At 50.2% G+C, this 21230-nt stretch carries 20 protein-coding genes and 3 tRNA genes; 2 read left to right on the top strand and 21 right to left on the bottom strand.

Annotated elements, in window-relative coordinates:
* Positions 1 to 46 precede the first annotated feature (46 nt).
* The 3 genes from ACTHS8_RS02895 to ACTHS8_RS02885 are packed head-to-tail and all read right to left on the bottom strand — an operon-like array spanning position 47 to position 4357.
* A complete protein-coding gene (locus ACTHS8_RS02895; RefSeq protein ID WP_440372924.1) occupies positions 47 to 1288 on the bottom strand; it encodes a contractile injection system protein, VgrG/Pvc8 family in 1242 nt (413 codons plus the stop codon).
* A gap of 1 nt (position 1289) precedes the next feature.
* On the bottom strand, positions 1290 to 1739 hold the full coding sequence (locus ACTHS8_RS02890) for a phage tail protein (protein WP_063075563.1): 450 nt from the start codon (positions 1737 to 1739) through the stop codon (positions 1290 to 1292).
* A 20-nt stretch (positions 1740 to 1759) separates the two neighbouring features.
* Positions 1760 to 4357, bottom strand: a complete 2598-nt coding sequence (locus ACTHS8_RS02885) for a phage tail tape measure protein (RefSeq protein WP_440372923.1) — start codon at positions 4355 to 4357, stop codon at positions 1760 to 1762.
* Between the two features lie 27 nt (positions 4358 to 4384).
* Between ACTHS8_RS02885 and ACTHS8_RS02880 the strand changes: the two genes are divergently transcribed.
* Positions 4385 to 4507 carry a hypothetical protein gene (locus tag ACTHS8_RS02880; RefSeq protein WP_265511155.1) on the top strand — a complete coding sequence of 41 codons (123 nt, stop codon included), beginning with the start codon at positions 4385 to 4387 and terminating at the stop codon, positions 4505 to 4507.
* 250 nt (positions 4508 to 4757) lie between these two features.
* On the opposite strand, the gene ACTHS8_RS02875 is transcribed toward ACTHS8_RS02880, so the two are convergent.
* From ACTHS8_RS02875 to ACTHS8_RS02790, 18 genes are all read right to left on the bottom strand, one after another.
* Entirely contained in the window at positions 4758 to 5114 is a 357-nt protein-coding gene (locus tag ACTHS8_RS02875; RefSeq protein WP_070647002.1) for a hypothetical protein, read from the bottom strand.
* Positions 5115 to 5137: 23 nt separating this feature from the next.
* Positions 5138 to 5644: a phage major tail tube protein gene (locus tag ACTHS8_RS02870; protein WP_063075566.1), complete on the bottom strand. Its 507-nt coding sequence runs from the start codon at positions 5642 to 5644 to the stop codon at positions 5138 to 5140.
* 86 nt (positions 5645 to 5730) lie between these two features.
* The gene (locus ACTHS8_RS02865; RefSeq protein WP_222571220.1) at positions 5731 to 6903 is read right to left on the bottom strand and encodes a phage tail sheath subtilisin-like domain-containing protein; all 1173 of its coding nucleotides are present in this window, start codon (positions 6901 to 6903) and stop codon (positions 5731 to 5733) included.
* Between the two features lie 122 nt (positions 6904 to 7025).
* The gene (locus ACTHS8_RS02860; protein ID WP_440372922.1) at positions 7026 to 7151 is read right to left on the bottom strand and encodes a hypothetical protein; all 126 of its coding nucleotides are present in this window, start codon (positions 7149 to 7151) and stop codon (positions 7026 to 7028) included.
* A gap of 247 nt (positions 7152 to 7398) precedes the next feature.
* Complete coding sequence (locus ACTHS8_RS02855; protein ID WP_440372921.1) at positions 7399 to 10806, bottom strand: hypothetical protein; 3408 nt, start codon at positions 10804 to 10806, stop codon at positions 7399 to 7401.
* Complete coding sequence (locus ACTHS8_RS02850) at positions 10803 to 11408, bottom strand: hypothetical protein (RefSeq protein WP_070647021.1); 606 nt, start codon at positions 11406 to 11408, stop codon at positions 10803 to 10805. The genes ACTHS8_RS02855 and ACTHS8_RS02850 overlap by 4 nt, the downstream gene beginning before the upstream one ends.
* Positions 11405 to 11659, bottom strand: coding sequence for a hypothetical protein (locus ACTHS8_RS02845; RefSeq protein WP_070647023.1), 255 nt, complete (start codon positions 11657 to 11659; stop codon positions 11405 to 11407). Before ACTHS8_RS02845 ends, ACTHS8_RS02850 begins: the two co-directional genes overlap by 4 nt.
* 19 nt (positions 11660 to 11678) lie before the next feature.
* A complete protein-coding gene (locus ACTHS8_RS02840; protein WP_440372920.1) occupies positions 11679 to 12419 on the bottom strand; it encodes a tail fiber assembly protein in 741 nt (246 codons plus the stop codon).
* Between the two features lie 32 nt (positions 12420 to 12451).
* The gene (locus ACTHS8_RS02835) at positions 12452 to 13978 is read right to left on the bottom strand and encodes a tail fiber protein (RefSeq protein ID WP_440372919.1); all 1527 of its coding nucleotides are present in this window, start codon (positions 13976 to 13978) and stop codon (positions 12452 to 12454) included.
* 16 nt (positions 13979 to 13994) lie between these two features.
* On the bottom strand, positions 13995 to 14576 hold the full coding sequence (locus ACTHS8_RS02830; protein ID WP_440372918.1) for a phage tail protein I: 582 nt from the start codon (positions 14574 to 14576) through the stop codon (positions 13995 to 13997).
* 3 nt (positions 14577 to 14579) lie between these two features.
* On the bottom strand, positions 14580 to 15476 hold the full coding sequence (locus ACTHS8_RS02825; RefSeq protein ID WP_070814017.1) for a baseplate assembly protein: 897 nt from the start codon (positions 15474 to 15476) through the stop codon (positions 14580 to 14582).
* Positions 15477 to 15485: 9 nt separating this feature from the next.
* A complete protein-coding gene (locus ACTHS8_RS02820; protein ID WP_063075576.1) occupies positions 15486 to 15812 on the bottom strand; it encodes a GPW/gp25 family protein in 327 nt (108 codons plus the stop codon).
* Positions 15809 to 16432 carry a phage baseplate assembly protein V gene (locus ACTHS8_RS02815; protein ID WP_063075577.1) on the bottom strand — a complete coding sequence of 208 codons (624 nt, stop codon included), beginning with the start codon at positions 16430 to 16432 and terminating at the stop codon, positions 15809 to 15811. Before ACTHS8_RS02815 ends, ACTHS8_RS02820 begins: the two co-directional genes overlap by 4 nt.
* Positions 16429 to 16608, bottom strand: a complete 180-nt coding sequence (locus ACTHS8_RS02810; RefSeq protein WP_156474243.1) for a hypothetical protein — start codon at positions 16606 to 16608, stop codon at positions 16429 to 16431. Before ACTHS8_RS02810 ends, ACTHS8_RS02815 begins: the two co-directional genes overlap by 4 nt.
* Before the next feature lie 237 nt (positions 16609 to 16845).
* A complete protein-coding gene (locus ACTHS8_RS02805) occupies positions 16846 to 18057 on the bottom strand; it encodes a tyrosine-type recombinase/integrase (protein ID WP_107792038.1) in 1212 nt (403 codons plus the stop codon).
* 172 nt (positions 18058 to 18229) lie between these two features.
* Positions 18230 to 18320, bottom strand: a tRNA-Ser gene (locus ACTHS8_RS02800).
* 63 nt (positions 18321 to 18383) lie between these two features.
* Positions 18384 to 18470: transfer RNA gene (locus ACTHS8_RS02795), tRNA-Leu, on the bottom strand.
* A 38-nt stretch (positions 18471 to 18508) separates the two neighbouring features.
* Positions 18509 to 18595: transfer RNA gene (locus tag ACTHS8_RS02790), tRNA-Leu, on the bottom strand.
* A 94-nt stretch (positions 18596 to 18689) separates the two neighbouring features.
* Between ACTHS8_RS02790 and rnr the strand changes: the two genes are divergently transcribed.
* Complete coding sequence (rnr, locus tag ACTHS8_RS02785) at positions 18690 to 21170, top strand: ribonuclease R (protein WP_440372917.1); 2481 nt, start codon at positions 18690 to 18692, stop codon at positions 21168 to 21170.
* Positions 21171 to 21230: the final 60 nt, after the last annotated feature.

Below are 21230 nucleotides of genomic sequence, written 5' to 3'. Positions count from 1 at the left end.
GGATAAACAAGGTCGTCTGATTTTTTCAGACGACCTTTTGTTTTGGTCAGGGTTTGGAAACTGCGGCGGCAAAGTTTGGGCTGACTTCGCCTTCGTAGAGGACAATCGGTACGTCGATCAGGCTTTGGAGTTTGACGGCGGTCGTCAGTCCGTTGCCGTCGAGGGTGTGGACGGTTTCTTTTCCGACCCATTTCTCTGCGTCGATTTCGGGCTTGAATCCTTGTAGGGTTACGGGGCTTTCGGGGGCGACGTCGGGGCGGCCGATGGCTAGGGAAATATCGAATTCCATTGCGCCGCGTTTTAGTTTTTTGTACGCGGCGCGCGCGCCGGTGGCGGCGGTTTTGGGGCTTTGGTAGGTATGGCGCAGGGTTTTGATTTTTTTGCCGGCAGTATCCACCTGTTTGATTTCGGTTACTTCTTTGGTGGTGGTTTTGTGGGTTTTGCCGTCTTTGCGCTTGGTCTTGTATTGCTTGGTGGTGGTAACGGTTTTTTTGACGGGGTCGTAGTTGTCTTCGGTAATGACGACTTCGTGCTTTTTACCTGTCTGTTTGTCGATGTAGTAGGCGCGGACGGCGTTGTAGCTTTCGGTATTGCTGTATCTGAATGCATATTGGTCACCGCTGTTGCGGGTAATCCTGATTGTGGGCAACGGCTGCCCGCCGGCGGTCGTGGCTTCGCCTGATGAAACAAACAGGAGGCGGCCGTGTTTGACTGTTGCGATGGCGTCGTAGCGTTCGGCAAGGCGCGACAAGAAGGCGGCGTCGGATTCGTTGCTCTGGTCGATGTGGTCGATTTTTTCGTCTTGGTAGGCTTTGCCGATGATTGGTGTGTAGCCGTTGGCGGCGGCAATGGATTCGATGATTTCTTTCAGGCTGGTTTTGTGCCAGCTTTTTTCTTTTGCCTCTGAAAATCGGTCGGATGTGTCGGCGGATTGGGCGGTGATGTGCAGGGTATCGGGTGCGCCGCTCCAGCTTACTTCGGTTATTTTGTAGCTGCCTTTATCGACAATGCCTGTTTCGATGTAGCCCAGGGCGATGGTTATCTCGGCAGACTTCGGGGGCAGGGCGAGCTTGCCGTCGTGGTCGGACAGGCTGACGGTCAGCTCGTCCGCCTCGAAGCCGCTTTTGTCGGTCAGGCTGATGGAGATGATGCGGGAGAGAGCGTCGGTATTGAACGGCTTGCCGTTTATGGACAGCTTGGCGACTGGGGTTAGATGGTTGCCGCCGGTGTCAGTAATGGCGTTGAAGATTTTGACGGCTTGGTCTTTGATTTGGGTAAGTGCGGTCATGTCAGATTCCTGCAATGCTGCGGGCGATGGATACGCCAAGCTGAAGGGCTTTGCCTTTTAGTCCCAGCGGGCTGTCGGATACTTTTTTTAATTCTATGCTGAAGCTGATGGAACGGGCTTTGCCATCGTGCATGAGTTGGCTTCTGTCTTCTTTGATGGATGTGATGACGTATGCGCCCATTATTTGACCTGTGCCGAGGATGAGATTGTATGGTTTTCCACGCTCTGCCATGAGGTGGAGCATGGCCAGGGAGGTGTCTCCCCCTGTGATTTCCGGCCTCATTTCGGCTGACAGGGTCAGGGTGTCAGTTTCCGGCCCTAGGTATTGGGTGGGATTAATACCGCCGCCGACGGTGGATTGATTTGGGTGCTTCCAGCCGCTTTGGCGGTTGATGGTTTGAAAGGGGATGGTGCGGATGAGAAAGGGGAAGAATCCTAATGTGGCAAGCATGGTAGTGTCCTTTTTTGGTGTCAGTCATCTGAAAATGCGCTACGGGCACGACGTGCGGCTTGGTCTGCAATCTGCTTAATCTGACGGGCAACTTCGCGGGCGATGTCGGCAGGGCTTTGGCTACCGCCGTTGATGGTAATGTTGACGGTCATACCACCTGCGTTTGTGTGATTGAACCCTGCCGATATGGGAACTGCTCCGACAAGGGAAGGGCGCGGTTCTTCAGCTGCGGCGGGGATAATGCTCTGCAATGCGCCCAAGCCTGCTTTGCGGATTTTTTCCAGAACACGCCATCCTCCGAAGCGGGCTACATCTTGTTGATTGAAGACAACCTCGCCTTTATGCACGATACCGGCCGCTTGGTTGACACCGCCCGCCCCTGTGTAACCACCTGTAGAATATCCTTTGTTGGGAATGTATGCGCCTACGCCATAACCGGCTGCGCTGCCTCCCGGCGCGGTCGGTTTGGTGGAAAAGGCTTTTTTCATCCATTCCCATGCGCTAGTAGCGACGGTTTTGAGGATTTGGAAGTTTTTGATGAGGATACCGATTGGGCCTAGTGCGGCGGAGAGGGCGTAGGATATGGGGTTGTTGCCGCTGAATGTTTTTTTTATCCATCCCCAGCCTGTGATGAGGGCGTTTTTGATGCGGTCCCAGTGTGTGGCCAGTGCAACGATTGCGCCAATCGGTCCGGTCAGTGCGTATAGGATGGGGTTTTGGGCGAATGTTTTTTTAATCCATTCCCAGCCTCTGATGAAGGCGGCAGTCAATGTATCCCAATTGGTGTAAACGAGATAGATGATGCCGATTATGGCAGTCAGCGCAAGGCCTATGGGATTTAATGTCATGAAACGTAGGGCAATGCCTAATACTTTAAGAATACTCATGCCGAATCCGCCAAAGGCAATGCGGGCGGCGGCAAAGGGGACGGCAACTGCGGCAATAACTGCGGCCAGCCCTGCTAAGGCGGTCATTGCTGCGGTTGCATAAAATGCGATTTTTCCAAGTTTGGCGGCGGCCTCTGGATTTTTTGCCGACCATTCGTTGAACTTATCCAATAAGCCTGAAATGACATTCATGCCGTATTCTAAGCCTGAAAACATACTGCGCCCAAAGCCTGATTCGGTATTGAAGAGCTTATTTTTGAACATCTGCCATTTGGACGACATGGCGTTGACACGAATTTCGAACTCTTTGTCGAGGCTGCCTAATGCGTCCGGAGAGGTGGCAAGGCGGATTTGCTCGCGCCAAAGCTCTGTATTAGCGATAAGTTGGGCAAATACGCGGTTATATTCGCCGCCTGCCAAGCCTTTGAGAATGCCTGCTTGTTGCTCTTTCGGCATTTGTTGGACGGTGGCAATGATTTTTTCAAGCGTACCTTGCGCGTCTTCGACCATGCCTTTTTGAACGGATTTTGCGTCTATACCTATGCTTTTCAGGGCTTCCCGTACGGGTTTCATATCAGGTGCGGTACCCAGCCTTGTCATGAGGCTGCCGACCGCTTTGGCAGAGGTGGAAGCATCTACACCTGCGGACATAAGGGCGGATCCTAGAGCCGCTACATGCTTCTCGTTCATTTTCGCCAAACCCATGCTGCCTGATACTTCGTTCATGTAGCTGATGAGCTGGTCGCCTGCAACCAGTGCGTTGTCATCAAGGTAGTTCATGACGTTGACTAGTTCAGAAGCGGCTTCTTTAGATAATTTGAAGTTTTGGCGAATGCGCCCCAGCTCTTCTGCAAGCGCACCCGGGTCTGCTGCTTCAAAGGCATTTGCAGCTTTGACGGCTTCGGTAACGTAGGCTGCAAGCTCTTGGCGTGGGATATTCATCTTCGCGCCGGCAGTCATCATATTCATGATCTCAACCGTTGCCATGGGCAATTCACCGCTTAGTTTTTGGACTTCGGCGCGGATTTTAGCGATTTCGGCGTGGTTTAGGCTGCCGTCTGTATTTTTGAGGATGCCGACTTGGCGGATCAGTCCCTGCATTGCATCTTCTTCGGACATGGCTGTATTGATGGCATGCCCTGCACCTTGCCTCATGGTGGCAGCCTTGCTACTTGTCCATGATGAGACACCCGATGCAATACCTGCGATGGCGGCGGCCTTGATTCGACTCTGTTGTCGTTTTTCCAGCTTTTCTAAGGCGGTGGACTGCTTTTCGATTTGGGCAGTAGTCTTCTGCATTCGGGCGGCAATCTCTGCCTGCTCTTTTTCAAGGTTTTGTCCGGATACGCCAACTTTTTCCATGTGGTCTTTGTAGCGTTTTAGCTGCGCGGATTGTTTTTCGTATTCGTTATTCAGCCTTTCGCCTTCACGGGTCAGCTTTTTGAGTTCTGCTGCCTGTTTTTTTGTGGCAACGCCCGTTTTGTCGATTTCGGAAGTAAGACGGCTTGTGGCGGCAGAATTACGGATGATTTGCTCATTCAGACGGTTGAAATATTGTTCTGCCTTGCCGATTTTTACCAGTGCGGTTTGGGCGCGCTCGAGATCGCGCATTTCTTTTTTGTTTTTCGCCAATTCGCCCGACAGCCCGCTACTACTTTTTTTAATTCTGTCAAACGTTTTGCTTGCTTTGTCGGCGGCTTTGAGGATAATATTAATTGTCTTGTCTGTCATGGCTCGAGCTTTAAGATGAAACGTAAAATGAAAAATCAAATCTTGGCGGATTCGGTTTTGAATGCAGTCGATTCTGTCATTTGGTGGTATGGCGCATTATTTTGGCTTTTTGTTGCCGTCATTGCCCTTATGGTATGGATGCTTCCTTGATTATTTTGTCGATTGAAAAGGTCGTCTGAATTGATTTCAGACGACCTTTTTTATTGTCCGTCTCCTTGGCGTGCGCGTTGGATTTCGGCGGCTTTGGCTGCCCAGCGGTTAAGGGTAAAAAGATTTAGTCCTGCGAACCAGCCGATACCTCCTTTGAAAGTAATGGTGCAGAGGGCAAGGGCGTCGTCTATTGGGTAAAACGCAGTAACGTCTTCATCTTCTTCAGCCTGCCAGATGTCTGGCGCTGCTTTTATAAGGTCGGCGAACTGGCCGGCTCGGTATCGGAAGCATGGGTATAGCCCAAATCGGCAAAGGCTTCCTGAATCTCTGCTTTCGCCGAAGGTGCGGCTGAAAAAAAATCAATAGCGGCATTGAGGGCTTGTACATCTGCCATACCTAATACGCCATATTGTGCCATGCCGATTTTTGGGGTGCTGATTTTTGAGAGGAGCTTTTGAACAGTTTCGGTGTGTTTGATTTTGATGAGGTCTTGTCCCATGCCTGCCATGTCTTTGGCCAGCGGTTCGCGCAGAGTGTAGGCTTTTCCGTCGGTCAGGGTTACGGTCAGGGTATCGTCGGGGTTGATTTTGATTTTTGGTTCTTGCATTTACTTGTTCCTGTTGTATGTGTTTAGAGGCCTAATGCGGCGCGAATGCCGGCACGAACGTCTTTGCCGCCGATGATGAGTTTGTTCGCCATGAGGTCTGCTTCAAAAACGACTTCTCCATCGACGGTTTCTTTCCAGTAGGTTAGGGCATATTTGAATGTCTGCTCTCCACCTTCGGCCGCTTTGTCTTCGCTGCGTGTGGTTTCGATAATTCGGCCACGCGCTTCGCCGACCAGTGTTTGGTAGGTTTCTTCGTCTTCTTTGTGCAATGCGCCTTGATAGCGTAAGAGGTTGCCATTAATTTTGTGGCTGATGGATTTGAACAGCTCAAGATCGAAACCTTTGCTGGTCAGCTCCAGCTCTAATTTTTCGATGCCATGAATGACGGTAAATTCGCCCATACCGCCGCCCGGGGTATAGTCTTCGGTTTTGAATTTGATGTCTGGGCGTTTGACGGTCATGAGGACGCCGTCTTTGTTGAGTCCGTCGGTAAAGACGTTAAAACTTTTCAAGATGCGTGGCAGCTGCATTGGGGTGTCCTTTATTACTTGTGTTTGGGTACCTATCCCTAACCCCTCTCTGTTGGGAGAGGGGAATTATTGGGAGGCAAGGTAGTTTAGACGGTGGTAGGTTTGAGGTTAGATGCGAATTCGATAACGCGGTCGGTCAGGTTGACGATAAAGCGGTCTGATACATGTTGGTTGAGTTCGATATTCTCTAAAGGCGGGGCTACGGTAAATTCGTAGTCGAAGGCAAAGATACCGCCGGCTACGCGTTCTTTTTCGATTTTTTTGGGGTCGATGAAGACTTGCGCGCCCAATAACCAGCCTTGATAGACTTTTTCGGCGAGCTTGGCATTGATGCTGTTGATGATGTCAATCATAAGGCTCGGGTGCATTGGTTTGTCCATTGCCCAGAGAAAGCTTTCGGCGATGGTCTCTTTAATTACGGAAGAGACACGGACTGTCGGTTCGAATGCCCAGGCAGGATCTGCAGAACATGTGCGGTTGCCCCAAACGCGGAAGCCGTTTTCACGGATGAGGGTGGTAATGTTGAGGTTGTTGATGGTATTGGCGTCGCTGTTGATGTCCAGAAGTCCGAAGCTGCGTGGGTATTTAAGGGCGGATACGCCTTGAATTTCGGTATTTGAAATGGATTTGTGCGGACCGATTTTTTGGTCAAGCATGGCGCGTGCGCCGAGGATACGGGCAACGGTAGCGGCAGTTTCTTGGGTTTTGGAAGCGCCGAAGGTCATGAATTCGTTGTCAATCAGCATGAGGTTTTTTTGCCCAAATCCGTTCTTATATTGGGTCAGGGCGGTAATATTTTCTGCGCCGCCGGCGGATGCATATACGAAGCCTTCAAGAGCGTTGGCGGTTACAACCAGCTCGGCGGTTACGTCAGCGTCGTCAAGTTCCGGCGCACCAATGATTTTTGGTTTGTAACCGGTATGTGCGGGAGCTTTCGCCAGTGCTTTGATACCTGCGATAACGTTTGCTTTCTGCTCCGGTGCTTTGGTTGAGCCGGGAACGCGGACTACAACGATTTGGGCATCTGCCTGATCTGCAATTGCGTCTAGGGATTTTGCCAAGGTTCCTTTGCTGCCTGCTTTATCAATCAGGGCAGAGACGGATGTTGAAAATATGGGTTTGGTAGCGGGAAAGACTGTGTCATCAGCGTCGTCTGCGGTGGCAACGATGCCGATAATGTTGGTGGCGATGTCGGAAATATGGCGCGCGCCGTGTGTGAATTCGTTGGCTGTTACGCCGTGCATGCGTTTTGCGGTCATGTGGCTGTCCGTTTCTTTGGGGATGGTCTGATTGTTGCTTTGCTTTTTATCGGTGGCAAGCGGTGGAGGTTTTGAGTGGGATTTTTAGGCCGTCTGAAGTTTTCAGACGGCCTTTGTTTGTCTTAAGCGGCGGCGATGCCAAATCCTGTCATCAATGCCGCGCCTTTATCGGTGGCTTTGGACACATCCCCTTGTACGATTTCAAAACCTGCACCGATTCGAACTGTACGGATTTGATTTGCACGCATCCGCTGCCTTTGGCAAGCAGTTTGCCACAGTATTTGCAGCGCATTTCGCGGTAGATTTGCATTTGCACTCACTCCCATATCACGGATAGAATGCCTCGGTCTCTAGAGACTAAGGCGGCCTAGAAGTCAATGCAGGGTTGCTCTGCTTGGCTGGCGTAGCGGTGTTCCCGCACCGCTACGTCGCCGTCCCACTTTGAGTTGTTGTATCTTTTCCTCTTTAATCCTTTCTTCATCGGACATCTGAACTTCACTGTCCATCTTTGCGGTAAATCCCTGTCATCAATGCCGCGCCTTTGTCGGCGGCTTTTGACACATCTCCTTGTACGATTTCAAAACCTGCACCGATTCGAACTGTACGGCCTGTATTGGCAACGTGGCTGGTACCGATACGGATTTTGTCAAAAGCGGTATTCCAAGGTACAACGGCTATATGCCATTCACCGTAGGAATAGGTATTGCCTGCTCGGTTGACTTTGCCATCGACTGTGGCATTTTCCGGCATGCGTAGAGTAAAACCGTTTTCGCCATGAGTGGCGGTTACGCCGCCAACGGCGGGGCTTTCGCCTGTTATCGGCAGTAGGATAAATGCTGCCCCTGGTGTGCCTCCTTTTTCAAGTTTAAACGGCATAATGACTGTGGTCGGAGTACCGGCTGCGGCACTAATTCCGCTACTCTCGATATAGCGGTGGCCTTTACCGTTTTCGCCGGCCTGTGCCTTCATGTAACGGATGTTGCCCTCTTCTCCGAATGCGCCTGTCCATCCTTCAGGCTCTCCTGCGCGGAGTGCATTGATGACGCTCTTCAGACGAGCCTCACTATTGCTGCCAACAGCTTCGGTGGCGCTGGATTCGAGGCCGTTAAATGTGAATTTAATGGATGTTTCTGTGGCGGCAGGTGCAGGCTGTTCGTTAGCAGTGGAGGTCGGTTGTTCAGGTTCTGCTTTAGGCGTTGCTGAATCAGCTTTTGGTACTGCTGTTTCTGGTGTCGGCTGTGTGACTGTTTCAGATGCTTTACCTACTGTCGATGCTTTGAGTTTAGTGATTTCGGCCTCTAAATCTGACAGCTTCGCCTGCAGCAGGGTGGCGGCATAGTCAGTAGTCTGTGTATTTTTGTGGTTACGCGCACCTGTCCATACTTCTACTGTATCGGTCAGTTGGTTGTGCATGTAATTCTCGGCAACGGTGCAGTTGTCTAATTCTCCGATAGGGTAGAAACCTGCACTTAGTAGTCCGTTTCGGTATTTAACTGTGTCAACGGTATAGGGTTGTCCTACTTCGGTTTTGCCCTGCTCGGCGTTTTTGTACGGGGTAATGTCGCAGTGATTGCCGACAATGGACGCGCCGCGCAACTTGCCAATTATCATCTGGCGCATGAAGTTGCCGTCGGGTGAATTTTGAATGTAGTTCCCACGGATTTGTGCAGCCAACATTGTGCCGTAACGCGCTTCTGCGCCCACGCTCATGCCGTATGTCGATGTGTTGACGGTTGCGGTAGCCGTCGCACCCGTACCACCGCCTCCTTCGAGGGTTACGGTTGGCGGTGTGTCGTAGCGGCTGCCGATGCGGCGCAGCTTGATTTCGGTAACTTTACCGTCTTTCACTACTGCTTCGCCTTCTGCACCGAAGGCTTCCGCACCGCCTCCTGTGATGATGACTTTAGGGGCGGTGGTATAGCCGCTGCCGCCATTGGTAACGGCAAATCCTGAAACGTAGCGCATGCCGTAAAAATCGCCGAACGGCAGGGCAAATGTAAACTGGTTGCGTTCAATCAGAAAGTGGTTGTGCCCGTAGTTGCATTGCAAACCGCGCGGGGCATAGACCGTATTGTCGTTAATCAGTTGACGGCAACGCAGCCACCATTTCTTCTGATTGCGGCGAGAAAGCACTCCCAATGCACCATTAATCGGATGAATGCCGATGTTGCCGCTGACAATGGTATTCCCCGTAATTTCGATATTGCTGTCTTGGTAATAGAAACTGTACGGGTCTGCAATTTTGGAGGCGCGTCCGTCCGTCGCGGCAAATACTTCTTCGATTACGGTGGAAATGCCGTAGTACATGGCACGGCCACTGTTGTTTACGATTTTGACGTTGTTGCCGGTATGAATATCCATTACCTTGCGCTTGCCAAAACCGAACACGTTGTCGTGGATGAATAGGTTGTCCATTGGCAGGTATCGGGATGTGCATTGCTGATAACCCGGATCGAGACTGACGATAGAATTATTCCAGCCACGCACATGTTCCAGATGTGCATCGGGGTGTCCGACTACAGAATCAGGGGCAAAGATGCCGCAAAGTTCGTAGCCTGATACGCGGACTGCTTCCACACCGCAGGTATAGTTGTGGGTAAAGTATCCGCCCGTGATGCGGGTATTGACGGCAACCATGCCTTTTTCGTAGGCCTTGGCGACTTCGCCGCCGCCTACATCCTCTCCGGACGGAGAACCATGTAAACCTGCAATCACTGCGCCGCCAGTAAATCCCCGTACGTCGAAGTAGCGGATTTCTGTGCCTCTGCAGTCGAACAGTCGCCAACCGTAACCGCGACTCCATACCTGACCACCGCGCCAGAGGCCGAATGTGGGTGCAACCGTGCCGTCATCTTGCGGGAATTGCGACAGGCCGTCTGAATTCCAGTAGCCGCCGACGCTGCGGTAGCGTTGGCTCGATTCGTCAATGTGCAGTTGGCGGATTTTTTCGCGGGTATATCCTTCAGGTTGTTGTACACCTGATGTATCAGCCGAATTGTTCATGTAACGGGCAACATCGTGGGACAGTGTGGTGGTATTGAAACCTGCCTCCGCCGTACCTTTCAGCGCCATACCTGTGCCGATGTGCGGTTTTTCGCGCGTCCAGCCGTCGATATGCGGAATCCATCGTTTGTCAGGGTCGGCCATGCCTGATGTGTAGCCATAGTCCTTATAGGCGCGTGTGGTAATTTTGCCGCCGTGCAGAATGGTGTTGCCCTCTGATTTGCCGCACAAGTGGAACACGTCCTGCCCCATTTCTTCCACGCAAAATTCTGCCAACGAGAAGTCGTACACATTAAAAACGGAATGATGAAAGGTAATACACGGCTGTTGGCCGTTGACTGTCAGCACCATGCCGCCGACGGAAATTTGCCGTCCGTCCGCGCCGTAGTATTCCGGCTTGTAACCTGTGTTCTTCGTTACCGGGAAAAAGCCGCCGCGCGAAGAAATAAAGACGTTAGACGGCAGACGGTCGTACCATGCCTGAATCAGACGGACAATATTCAATGCGTCTTCTTTAGAAGGATTGTTTTTGTACCAACCGTCGTAAACTTTTTTACGCAGTTCGGGTGTCAAGGCGTCCTCGATATAGAACTTACCTTTTTCAATGGCAATCTTGGCGGCAGCCTCGATTTGTTCGCCCTCGAACTTGGCCTGCTCGGTAATAATCAGTGATGGTGTTTTGACATCGGCAAAGGCATTGCCTACTGCTTCTGATACTTTGGCGGGTGTAATGAGGTGGATGTCGGACGTATTGTCGTTTAGTTTCAGACGGCCTTCTTCGTCAAGAGAGGCGGTCACGTTTGGATTTTCTGCAAGTTTTTTGGCTTTTGCGGATTCTTCTTTTGCCGCCACTACTGCATCGGTAATTGCCAGTACGGCTTGATCTAATTTTGATGTCATTGTTTATTTCCTAATTTTTTATACACTTCTGCCAGTGTTTCGTCGGTCAGGTCAGTGGATGCAGCTGGATTCGGAGTAGGGGCAACCGGTTGTTCAGGTCTAGTTGACGGTATGTGTTCCGTGCCGTTGCCGTTTTGTGTTTCTTTAATGACCTCTTTTACGATTTCCCGTATTTTTTCAGGAGATACGCCGGCGGTTGGTGTGCTTTCGGCAGGGGATACGACGACTAGCCCCTGCTCCATGATGCTGACGCGGACGGGTTCGGTACTCTCGCCGATAATGCCGCTGACGTTGGTAATGGAGGGAGCAATGTAGATTTCTCCGCGCAGGACGGTACAGACGATTCCCCCGAAAACGGCGCGTAGGTCGTATTGGCCTAATGTCCATGCGGTGTTTTGAGTCAAGTGGGCGGGGAAAGTAATAATAATTTCTTGCCCGCTGACACTGATTTGGGGGCGCAGCTCTTCGCCTGTCTGCCCGCGGACAGTCATTGCCCATTGCGCGGATTTAGGCTCGAATGGCAGGCCTCCACCGTCAAAGCCGATTCTGAAAATACGGGTATCGCCTTTGTATAAGGTCAGGTTTTTTGTCTGGATGGTCATTTGAGACTTTCAGGGAAGTGGGCTTTTTGTTTTTCGCGAAGATAGGCGGCTCGACAGTGGCTCTTCTGCCAGAAAAATAGTGCGTCAACTGCTTTTCGGATGGCTGTCCAGTGACTTTTGTTTGCTTCGACATCTTTGCGGTAGAGGCGGCTGGACAGGGTCTCGTCCGGGTAGCCGCCAAATACGGCATTAATTGTTTGGTCGGCAGCAATGGCAAGATTCTTGAAGTAGGCTTTGATGTTTGATTTCATTTTCAGGCGGCCTTGTAAATCAGATATTGATTTCGGTGTTGATGACGTTGAGTTCGTCTAAGTTTTGGGCGGCTTCGATTTGTTTCTCGATGGCTTGGCGTTTGCCTGCAACGGTAGCGCAGAGGGACTCATAGGCAACGGTTTTGCGCAGGGCGGCGGCTTTGAGTTTGTCTGCATCTATTCCGCGCGATTGGGCAATTTGATCTAAAACGGGCGTGGCCGCGCTTTTATCTACCGACCATGCGCGGGCTTCAGCGGCCTGGATAGGCCAGCTCTGCACTTCAAAGGCAGGGAGGTCGTCCATGCCTGATTTTTGGGCAACAATGGTTTGGGCTTGACGGTTGATGGCGCGGATTAAAGCAGCCTTGGACGCGTTTAGAAATTCGGCTTCAATTTGTGCTTTTTTGTCTTGGTTTTCCATCCATTTTTCTCCATCCCATTCGTCAAACCGTGAGGAAGGTTTTAAAAATGTCAGGTCGTCTGAAAGGCTGCCGATTTGGTCGATGATAACGGCTGTGCGATCAGTTTTTCGGTAGGCAGTTTTGCCGCGATGGTCTTCGATGAAGTCCCATCCTTCGCCGTTCCAGCGGGCGGCTTTGCCTGCGCTGATTTGAGGCGGGTCGGTGTCGATGCAACCGGCGGGAATCAGATAGCTGCCGTCGCGTGCCATGATGTCCAGATCGGCTGTGGTTTGGCCGATGTAGAGATGGTCGGCATCAAGTTGGCAAACGGGTTTTGTCCATTGGATGTTTTGGGTCATTTTTTTTACCTTTCTAAATGGTTTAAGGCGGCTTATGCTTTGATGCATGCCAGCAGGGCGATATTTCGAGGGCGGGTTTCAATGCCGCCAGCCGGGTCGGTTTGGCCGACAGTGTCAACCGATACGGTTGACGGATTACTACCCCTGTCGGTGTCGGACATGCGGTTGACGCCGATGCCGTGGCTGTGGCTGCGGAATTCATCCGCCTGCCATGAGCCTAATGCACGATTTCTATCAATGGCTCTGCCGTCATCCCATGATCGGATAAATTCGCCGCGCAAGTCGGGCAAGTTGAAAGTGGTGCGTCCGTCACCACGGCCGTAACGTTCGCCGATGGCGGCGAACAGGTTGGCATAGATGGTACGGGATACTGCCGCACCGTTTGCTTTTAACCATCCAAATGGTGGGACATCTTGGGCAAAGTAGGCGACGGCACCAACGGGGACGCCTACATTCATCACGTTGTTATCGACACGCGCAATCAGTCCGGGCGTGTCCCAACCGATGGCAATTTGATGATTCTGCCCGCCCAAACCTACTGCACCTCCGCGTCGGATACTGTTGTCGTAGGCGGTTTTGACGGCCTTGGATGTGGCAAGACTGTCGGTACTGTCCAGATTGACGGCATCAGATTTATCGGACATAAGGGCAATTTTGACGCCACTGTATGTCAAGGTGCCGTCGTCCTTAAGTTGCAGGTATTTATTGCTTGCCGTGTTGCGCAAATAAACGTCTTTTTCCCCAGTATTGATGTCGGCAGATTTTCCATTGCCGGATACGGACAATCCCGCATTAAATACGGCTTTTGATGTAAAGGTTTTGACACCGCCGACGGTTTGGTCATTTGATAGCATGACGCCGTTTTCTTCGGTCAAGACGGTTCTCATGCCGATATAACGACCGTTGGCATCCCAAGCAGAGGTAACGAGATGATACGGATTGGACGACGAGCCGTATGAGAAGCCGATGCCGCGGGCGTGTGCGCCGTTCACTACTTCCGGATGGGCAATGTGGATTTCCATTGTTGGCAGGGCATTTCCGTCAAGCTGACGGCCATTGGATCGGTAAAATCCGCTTTTGGTATAGCCTCCGGACTGGTCTGCATAGTAGTTGGTGGTGGCGACATTCATTTTGTCAGTAGCAAGTCGGGCGGCATTGGCTTCGACCCAACTTTGATAGGCGACGCTTTCCGATCCGGATACGCGCGGGAAGTGTACGCGCCCGATTTCTCGACTTCCCGATGTAAAAACATAATTGAAGCGTGCGCCGTTTTCTCCTTCAGATACGGGGGCGGTCTCAAAACGCCAGTAGCTGCCGTCGCCATTGGTAAAACGGATTTTTTCCCATGCGTTGGTTTGAATGTTGATCTGACCTTCTATAACTTGCGTACCTTTATTGCCAATCTTGGATTCGACTTGGTTTTTAAGGTATAAGGTGCGGTTAGCTAGTGCTTGCAGGGGTTGATTGATTGGGGCATCATTGCCGCCTATAACGCGGTCGCCTGGTTCGATGAGGCGGATGTTTTGGGTGTATTGGTTGAGTTCTTTTGCGTTGGCCATTTTTTATCCTTTAGGGTCAGGCTATGCCGAAGTTGTAACTACCGTCGAATGTGATTTCTCCGTTCCAATAGATAGGGTGGTCCCGGTAGTCGAGGCTGTACAGTTCGCAACGGAGAGGGACAATTCGTTCCAACCATTCTCGAAGTTTTTGGGCTTCATTATTGGTAACCGGGCGGCTTAATTTAATGCTGTATTTCGCCCATTCTCCGTTGCTGCCTCCGAATAGGTGTGTGCCGTCAAAGACGGCGTTTCCGTTCCAGTAAAGATTGGCGGTATTTTCGATGATTTGTATTTCTCCGTATCCTAGGTCACGGAAAAGGCGCCGGATAACGGATGGGGTCCCTTTGTGCTGATGCTTTTGAATATAGTTTTCTATCAGTTTTCGGCGTGCGATTTCGGTGTCGGTAATATTCCAGCCTTCATCACTGCCTATGGAGCGTTCCCATGCAAGCCATGGTATGAATTCTGGAGGGCAACTGTCGGGAATGCGGCTTTTGGTAATGACTGCGAGGTCGAAGACAGTTGCCAGTTCTTGCGATGTCAGGCGTGCAAGGGCTTGCAGGAGGTCGGTGTTGTTGGTTGGGATGACTGTCGGCATGGCTTAGGCTTCTGTCAGAATGGTTTCTGTAATTTTTATAAATTCGCCGTCTGTACACAGGATGTCTTGTCTTGGCTCTGTCAGCTCTACTTTTTTGACGCCATCTGTATCAAGTGCGCCAATGATTTTTGACAAGGCAATTTGTGCGCCGAGTCTTTTATGCTGCTCTAGCATTTGATTGAGGTCTTGAAGCTGGCGGGCTTTGACGATTTCTTTGTCTGGGCCGTCTTCATAGGTAATACGGGCGGATATGCGTATTTCTTTCGGGGTGCCGGCGTGGACGGTTACGGTATCGCAGAGTGGGCGGCGGCTTTCGTCGCTAAGATAGGCATTGACGGTTTCAAGGGTACGGCCACTAGGTATGCCTTGGTTGCTGGATGTTTGGATATAAACAGCGACTGTTCCTGGAGACACTCTGACGGCGCGGGCATCGGTAATATCGGGGGCGGCATCAAGGGCATGGGCTTCGTATGCTGCACGAGGCCCTGCCGCTGCGAGTTTCTCTGGATATAACTGGACGCGCCGGCGGAGGTCATCGTCGGTTTCGTAAACGGCTTCTGTAGGGGGATTGGTGGTTGGATCGGCAGAGATGATGGTTTTCCGCTCTATGCCTTTGGCTGCGGCAAGGTGGTCAAGATCACTTCCTTGCGCGAAGGCTAAAAGTGTTGCTGCAGCTGCTTGGTTTATGCGTTGACGCAGGATGATTTCTTGATATGCCTGTTGTTGAAGGTCGATGGTCAGTGGCTCTGATTCGAGTTTCAAGGTGGCTGCAATGGTTGGACGTATGCCAGCCGGGACGAGGGCGATGAGGTTCGCTTTTTTGCGCTCAAATATGGTCTCAAAGTCGAGTTCTTCGATGACTTTGGGGGCTGGTAGGCGGGTTAGGTCAATTTCTGCCATGTTTCTGCGTTATTGTATTTGGAATGTTTGTTCTGTGCCGTCGGTCAGGGTTGTGACTATGGTAATGGCTAGTTGTCCGTTGGCGGCGGCGGTAGGGTCAAAGTGTATGCTGCGGACGGTAATGCGCGGTTCCCATGCCGCTATGGCAGTGACGGCAGCCTGATGGCAGAGTGCTATAACGGTCTGGGTCATCGGCATGTCTATCAGCTCTGGCAGAAGGCTACCGTAGTCTTCTCGCATGAGGCGGCTACCGATGCGAGTGAAGAGTATGTTCTTTATGGATTGGGCAATGTGTTCTTTTAAGCCGATGTTGCGTCCTGTTTGGTCGTTGGTCATCTAGGCTGTCCTGTTGTGCCGCCGCTGTCGCCCTGGTGGGTGTGGGTGGTTAGGTTGACCCCGTTACTGATGATGCTGCCTTCTTCTTGGCGTATTGTGCCTTTGATAACTGCTGCCGCTCCACCTTCGCCACCACTTCCTGCCATGCCGCCCTGATATGTAAGCAGTCCGACAACGTTTAGTTTGCCTTTGATGTCTGTCTCTGGACTGTCGATAGTCAGGTGTTTGGTGTGTACGGTGGCTTTTTCTTTGACGGTAATATCGGCAGTTTTGATGCCTTTGATTTGCAGATGGCTTTTTGCGTGGTTGTATTTAAACTCTGCTCCGTCAGGCATGAGGATGATGGTTTCGTCTGGGTTTTGGGATGGGGCAGGATGTTGGGAGGTTGAGAAGCCGCAAATAATAATTCCGTTTTCGGGTTCTCCGCTGGGAGAAAGTATGATGCAACCTTCGCCGATGGAAGGTAAACGCCAAATTGATACGCCACCCGCTGCAGGAACAAAGTATGGCAACCAGTCTGTAATGAGACCGCCGTGTTGTGCGCGGATTCTGTTGGCAACAGGGTCGGTTTGGGAAACTGTGCCGATTTTTATGAGGTTTTCAATGTTGCGACTGGTCATGGGATGATGTAGTCTCCGATTTTTAGGCTTTCAGCTGCTTTTTTGCTTTCAAACATGGCTTTGCGGTCGAATTTCCAGCCGTATTCATTTTTTAGTCTGACGGTAATGAACCATAAGCCGCAAAAAAATAAGGGGCGGCTGTGGATTGCTATGACTTGGCAGGGTTCTTTGAACATGGTCTTGGTTTTGCTGTTTTTGGAAAGCCGCCGTTGTGGAGTGGCAACGGCGGCTTTTTGGGATGCCGTCTTTCCGGCTGTCATTACTCAACAATCACAAGGAACATATCACTTCAGATGACGATTTGATTTTGGCAAAGAGTGAATATGTGGGCAAGCAGATGGGGTTTTAGGTGGGTTTTTTAAGTTTTGGATATAGAAAAAGGTCGTCTGAAAACTTTTCAGACGACCTCAAAACTATTTTATCCGATACTTTTCCCGTAATGCCATCACATCTCGACCAAGGTTTTCCAGCATTTCTCGTCGCTCCTCTAAAAGCTCTGATCGGTCATAAGCGCGTTCTGTCTTATCCGTAATGCCATGCGAAAGCAGTAATTCACCCACATCTCTGCGAACCTTATAAACCTCCCTCAAATAAGTCCGTGCTAGACTCCGCAAACCGTGTGCCGTCGTATCCAGCCCCATTTTAGTACGAAGCTTTAATCTGACTGTCTCGGACGACAATGGCTTGGTAAACCCTGAACCTTCAAATAAGAATACTCCATTCACATTTAATCTTAATGCCTCAAAATAGATTCGCGTCAAAGCGGAACTTAATGGGACAACATGCGGCCTTGTTTTCATCCTTTCAATTGGAATTTCCCAAGTTCCTGCCTTTAAGTTAATTTCATCCAGACGAGTCCCTGCTGCTTCCGACGGCCGCGTCATACTCAAAAGTTGCCAATAAATTAATAGCCGCGCTCGTTCCCCAATTCCCTTCGATGTTTCTAACTTCTCCACTAAGAGTGGTAGCTCATCAAAGCGCAGTGTATCGAAATGACGTTCAGGTGGCCTATCGAATACTTGTTTTCCAATAACACTGACTGGATTTATAGTGATAGATCCATCTGCTACAAAATAATCAAACATCAATCCCAATGCACCTTTAACCCGACGTAAATATTCAAGCGCCCCGCGTTCTTCCATTTTCCTTAAAACTGCTACTATATCTGCCGTCTTGATCGAACGAATATCCTTTCCCTTAAAAAAAGGTAGTACATTCAATTCTAAAGCCGACAGTACTTGCCCTGCATAACGCGGATTTTTACCCATCCCTTGTTTGCCACCCGATTTCTTCCATTTTTCAAACCAAAGTACCAAGCAATTTTCAAAACGAAACTCTGCTCCTACGTCCGCAGAAATTGCCTTCGGATCAGTTCCATTTCTGATTTTTTCTAACATCTCCTTTCGCCATGCCCGCGCATCTGCTAGTCCGAAACGTGGAAATAAACCCAGCGTCAATGTGTTCATTTTCCCATCAGGGCGGCGGTATTGTAGCCTCCAAGACTTAGAACCTGAAGGCAAAATCCATAGGGCAAGCCCACCTCCATCTGGTAACTTGTAAACCTTCTCTTTAGGTTTTGCTGTTTTAATTTGAGACAGACTTAATGGCGTTACAATTTTTGGCATGAAGTGTTACTCCTTGGGTAATAACACATAAAATACCACAAAAAAGATAAAAGAATTGAAATATACCCGAAATGAATTTAAAGCAGATGAATAACAAAAAAGGCTAAGTTGTTGATAACTTAGCCTTTAATATGCGGTTTTAGAAGTAATGAAAAACTTATAAAAATGAAAATGGCAGAGAGGAAGGGATTCGAACCCTCGATACGCTATTCACGTATACACGCTTTCCAGGCGTGCGACTTAAACCACTCATCCACCTCTCTGTGGACTATTATCCTGACTTGTTATTCAGAATAATGTGAAAACTTGACTGATTGATTTATCAGTGGTGCCCAGGAGAAGACTCGAACTTCCACACCCGTGAGGATACTAGCACCTGAAGCTAGCGCGTCTACCAATTCCGCCACCTGGGCAATTCAAATTTTCTTAAGCAAAGAAGCACCAAATTACTTGGTGCCCAGGAGAAGACTCGAACTTCCACGCCCGTGAGGACACTAGCACCTGAAGCTAGCGCGTCTACCAATTCCGCCACCTGGGCTTTGCTTTATTCTTCAATTTAAGGTAGAGTTGACTACCTGAACTGCGAAGAAGCAGCTATTATATATTTTAAAAAAAGAATGTCAACTATCAAAATGAACAAAAATACTAAATCTTTAAATTTACGAGAAAAAGACCCGTATTTGGAGCGGGAGAAACAACGTTACGCTCATCCGTTGCCCAGCCGTGAATGGGTCATTGAATTATTGGAACAAAAAGGCGTGCCGACAAAAATCGAAGATTTGGCACATGAATTATCGATTACAGAAGATGAATATGAATTCTTCGAGCGCCGTCTGAAAGCGATGGCGCGTGATGGTCAGGTGTTGATCAACCGACGTGGCGCGGTGTGTGCGGCAGAAAAATTGGCATTGGTTAAATGCCGTGTCGAAGCGCATAAAGACGGTTTTGGTTTTGCCGTGCCGCTTACGCCGACAGACGAGGGCGATTTCGTTTTGTATGAGCGTCAGATGCGCGGCGTGATGCACGGAGATATTGTTACTGTGCGTCCTGCCGGTATCGACCGCAGAGGCCGTCGCGAAGGTACGGTTTTAGATGTGGTGGAGCGTGCGCAGTCTAAAGTGGTCGGCCGTTTTTATATGGATCGCGGCGTGGCCATTTTGGAGGCCGAAGATAAGCGTTTGAGCCAAAGTATCGTGTTAGAGCCTGAAGGCGTGGCGAAATTTAAACCGCAATCCGGCCAAGTGATTGTGGCTGAAATTGAGACGTATCCTGAAGCGCATCGTCCTGCTGTGGCTAAGCTGATTGAAGTGTTGGGCGATTATGCCGACAGCGGTATGGAAATCGAAATCGCTGTACGCAAGCACCATTTGCCTCATCAATTCAGCGAAGCATGTGTTAAAGCTGCGAAAAAAATTCCCGATCATGTGCGTAAAACCGACTTGAAAGGGCGCGTGGATCTACGCGATTTGCCTCTGGTAACCATTGACGGCGAAACTGCGCGGGACTTTGACGATGCGGTTTTTGCTGAAAAAGTCGGCCGCAATTACCGTTTGGTGGTGGCGATTGCCGATGTCAGCCATTATGTCCGTCCTGATGACGGAATTGATGTAGATGCTCAGGAACGCAGTACCAGCGTGTATTTCCCACGCCGTGTGATTCCGATGTTGCCGGAGAAGTTGTCCAACGGTATCTGCTCGCTCAATCCTGATGTTGAACGCCTGTGTATGGTGTGCGATATGGTGATTACCTATGCCGGCAATATCAAGGAATACCGTTTCTATCAGGCAGTAATGCGTTCACATGCGCGACTGACTTACAATCAAGTTTGGGACTGGATTTCAGACGGCCGGGATCATCCGTTTAAACCGCAAATTGATACTCTGTATAAATTATTCAAAATCTTGCAGAAAAAACGTTTCGAGCGTGGCGCGGTTGAATTTGAGAGCGTTGAAACCCAGATGATTTTTGACGACAACGGTAAAATCGACAAGATTGTTCCCGTTGTCCGCAACGATGCGCACAAGCTGATTGAAGAATGTATGTTGGCGGCGAATGTTTGCGCGGCAGAGTTCTTGCTGAAAAACAAACATACGGCTTTATTCCGCAATCACTTGGGCCCGACTCCCGAAAAACTGGCTACTTTACGCGAGCAGCTTGGTTTGCTGGGGCTGAGTTTGGGCGGCGGCGATAATCCGACGCCGAAAGACTATGCTGCGCTTGCCGAGCAATTTAAAAACCGTCCGGACGCGGAACTGTTGCAAGTGATGATGTTGCGTTCTATGCAGCAGGCGGTTTATGAGCCGCATTGCGACGGCCACTTTGGTTTGGCTTATGGTGCATATGCACACTTTACTTCGCCTATCCGCCGTTATCCCGATTTGACAGTACATCGTGCCATCAAGGCTGTATTGAACGGACAAACTTATCAGCCTAATAAAACCTGGCAGGCATTGGGCGTACATACCTCGTTCTGCGAGCGTCGTGCCGATGATGCCAGCCGCGATGTGGAAAACTGGCTGAAAACTTATTATATGCGCGATAAAGTCGGCGAAGTCTTCAGTGGCAAGATTTCGGGCATGACCAGCTTCGGTATTTTTGTAACCTTGGACGATATTCATATCGACGGCTTGGTACATATCAGCGATTTGGGAGAGGATTATTTCAACTTCCGTCCTGAAATTATGGCGATTGAGGGCGAACGCAGCGGTGTCCGTTTCAACATGGGCGATACGGTCACTGTAAAAGTTGCGCGTGCCGATTTGGATACCAGCAAGATTGATTTGACCTTAATCAGCGGCGGTTCAGTCGGTAAGAAGCGCGGTGGTAGAAAAGCAAAACCTGTGAGTAAGCCGACAGCTGCTGACAAGCCTGTCGAAAAGCGTAAGCGTAAACTTTCGGCTAAAGAAATCGATGAAGCGTTGGCTGCTCCCGTGAAGGCAAAGAAGAGCAAGGTGAAAAGTAAACCTGCCTCCAAGCCTGCCAAGCCAAGCAAACCTAAAGCCGCAGGCAAGAAAAAAGCGCAGGCGAAAATAGCTTCCGTCAAAGCCGGGCGTAAAAATAATGCTCAAGGCAAAAGCGTGAAGATTAAAGTGAAGAAAGTAGCTAAGAAATAAGCTGTATTCAATTCAGGCCGTCTGAAAAGTTTCAGACGGCCTGAATTCGTGATTTACGAA

It is taken from the genome of Neisseria sp. P0016.S008, assembly GCF_051957775.1.
Classification (GTDB): Bacteria; Pseudomonadota; Gammaproteobacteria; order Burkholderiales; family Neisseriaceae; genus Neisseria; species Neisseria flavescens_B.
The sequence above is the reverse complement of the archived record's forward strand: the minus strand, read 5'-3'. Positions and strand labels throughout refer to the sequence as shown.

Excerpts from the sequence above, each read along its gene's own strand:
- ACTHS8_RS02845 (WP_070647023.1), bottom strand. The coding sequence starts at position 11,659 with ATGAAATCAAACATCAAAGCCTACTTCAAGAATCTTGCCATTGCTGCC.
- ACTHS8_RS02840 (WP_440372920.1), bottom strand. The coding sequence starts at position 12,419 with ATGACCCAAAACATCCAATGGACAAAACCCGTTTGCCAACTTGATGCC.
- ACTHS8_RS02875 (WP_070647002.1), bottom strand. The coding sequence starts at position 5,114 with ATGCAAGAACCAAAAATCAAAATCAACCCCGACGATACCCTGACCGTA.
- ACTHS8_RS02880 (WP_265511155.1), top strand. The coding sequence starts at position 4,385 with ATGAAAAATCAAATCTTGGCGGATTCGGTTTTGAATGCAGTCGATTCT.
- ACTHS8_RS02835 (WP_440372919.1), bottom strand. The coding sequence starts at position 13,978 with ATGGCCAACGCAAAAGAACTCAACCAATACACCCAAAACATCCGCCTC.
- ACTHS8_RS02870 (WP_063075566.1), bottom strand. The coding sequence starts at position 5,644 with ATGCAGCTGCCACGCATCTTGAAAAGTTTTAACGTCTTTACCGACGGA.
- ACTHS8_RS02860 (WP_440372922.1), bottom strand. The coding sequence starts at position 7,151 with ATGCGTGCAAATCAAATCCGTACAGTTCGAATCGGTGCAGGTTTTGAA.
- ACTHS8_RS02850 (WP_070647021.1), bottom strand. The coding sequence starts at position 11,408 with ATGACCATCCAGACAAAAAACCTGACCTTATACAAAGGCGATACCCGT.
- ACTHS8_RS02865 (WP_222571220.1), bottom strand. The coding sequence starts at position 6,903 with ATGACCGCAAAACGCATGCACGGCGTAACAGCCAACGAATTCACACAC.
- ACTHS8_RS02820 (WP_063075576.1), bottom strand. The coding sequence starts at position 15,812 with ATGACCAACGACCAAACAGGACGCAACATCGGCTTAAAAGAACACATT.
- ACTHS8_RS02810 (WP_156474243.1), bottom strand. The coding sequence starts at position 16,608 with ATGTTCAAAGAACCCTGCCAAGTCATAGCAATCCACAGCCGCCCCTTA.
- ACTHS8_RS02815 (WP_063075577.1), bottom strand. The coding sequence starts at position 16,432 with ATGACCAGTCGCAACATTGAAAACCTCATAAAAATCGGCACAGTTTCC.
- rnr (WP_440372917.1), top strand. The coding sequence starts at position 18,690 with ATGAACAAAAATACTAAATCTTTAAATTTACGAGAAAAAGACCCGTAT.
- ACTHS8_RS02890 (WP_063075563.1), bottom strand. The coding sequence starts at position 1,739 with ATGCTTGCCACATTAGGATTCTTCCCCTTTCTCATCCGCACCATCCCC.
- ACTHS8_RS02825 (WP_070814017.1), bottom strand. The coding sequence starts at position 15,476 with ATGGCAGAAATTGACCTAACCCGCCTACCAGCCCCCAAAGTCATCGAA.
- ACTHS8_RS02805 (WP_107792038.1), bottom strand. The coding sequence starts at position 18,057 with ATGCCAAAAATTGTAACGCCATTAAGTCTGTCTCAAATTAAAACAGCA.
- ACTHS8_RS02895 (WP_440372924.1), bottom strand. The coding sequence starts at position 1,288 with ATGACCGCACTTACCCAAATCAAAGACCAAGCCGTCAAAATCTTCAAC.
- ACTHS8_RS02885 (WP_440372923.1), bottom strand. The coding sequence starts at position 4,357 with ATGACAGACAAGACAATTAATATTATCCTCAAAGCCGCCGACAAAGCA.
- ACTHS8_RS02830 (WP_440372918.1), bottom strand. The coding sequence starts at position 14,576 with ATGCCGACAGTCATCCCAACCAACAACACCGACCTCCTGCAAGCCCTT.
- ACTHS8_RS02855 (WP_440372921.1), bottom strand. The coding sequence starts at position 10,806 with ATGACATCAAAATTAGATCAAGCCGTACTGGCAATTACCGATGCAGTA.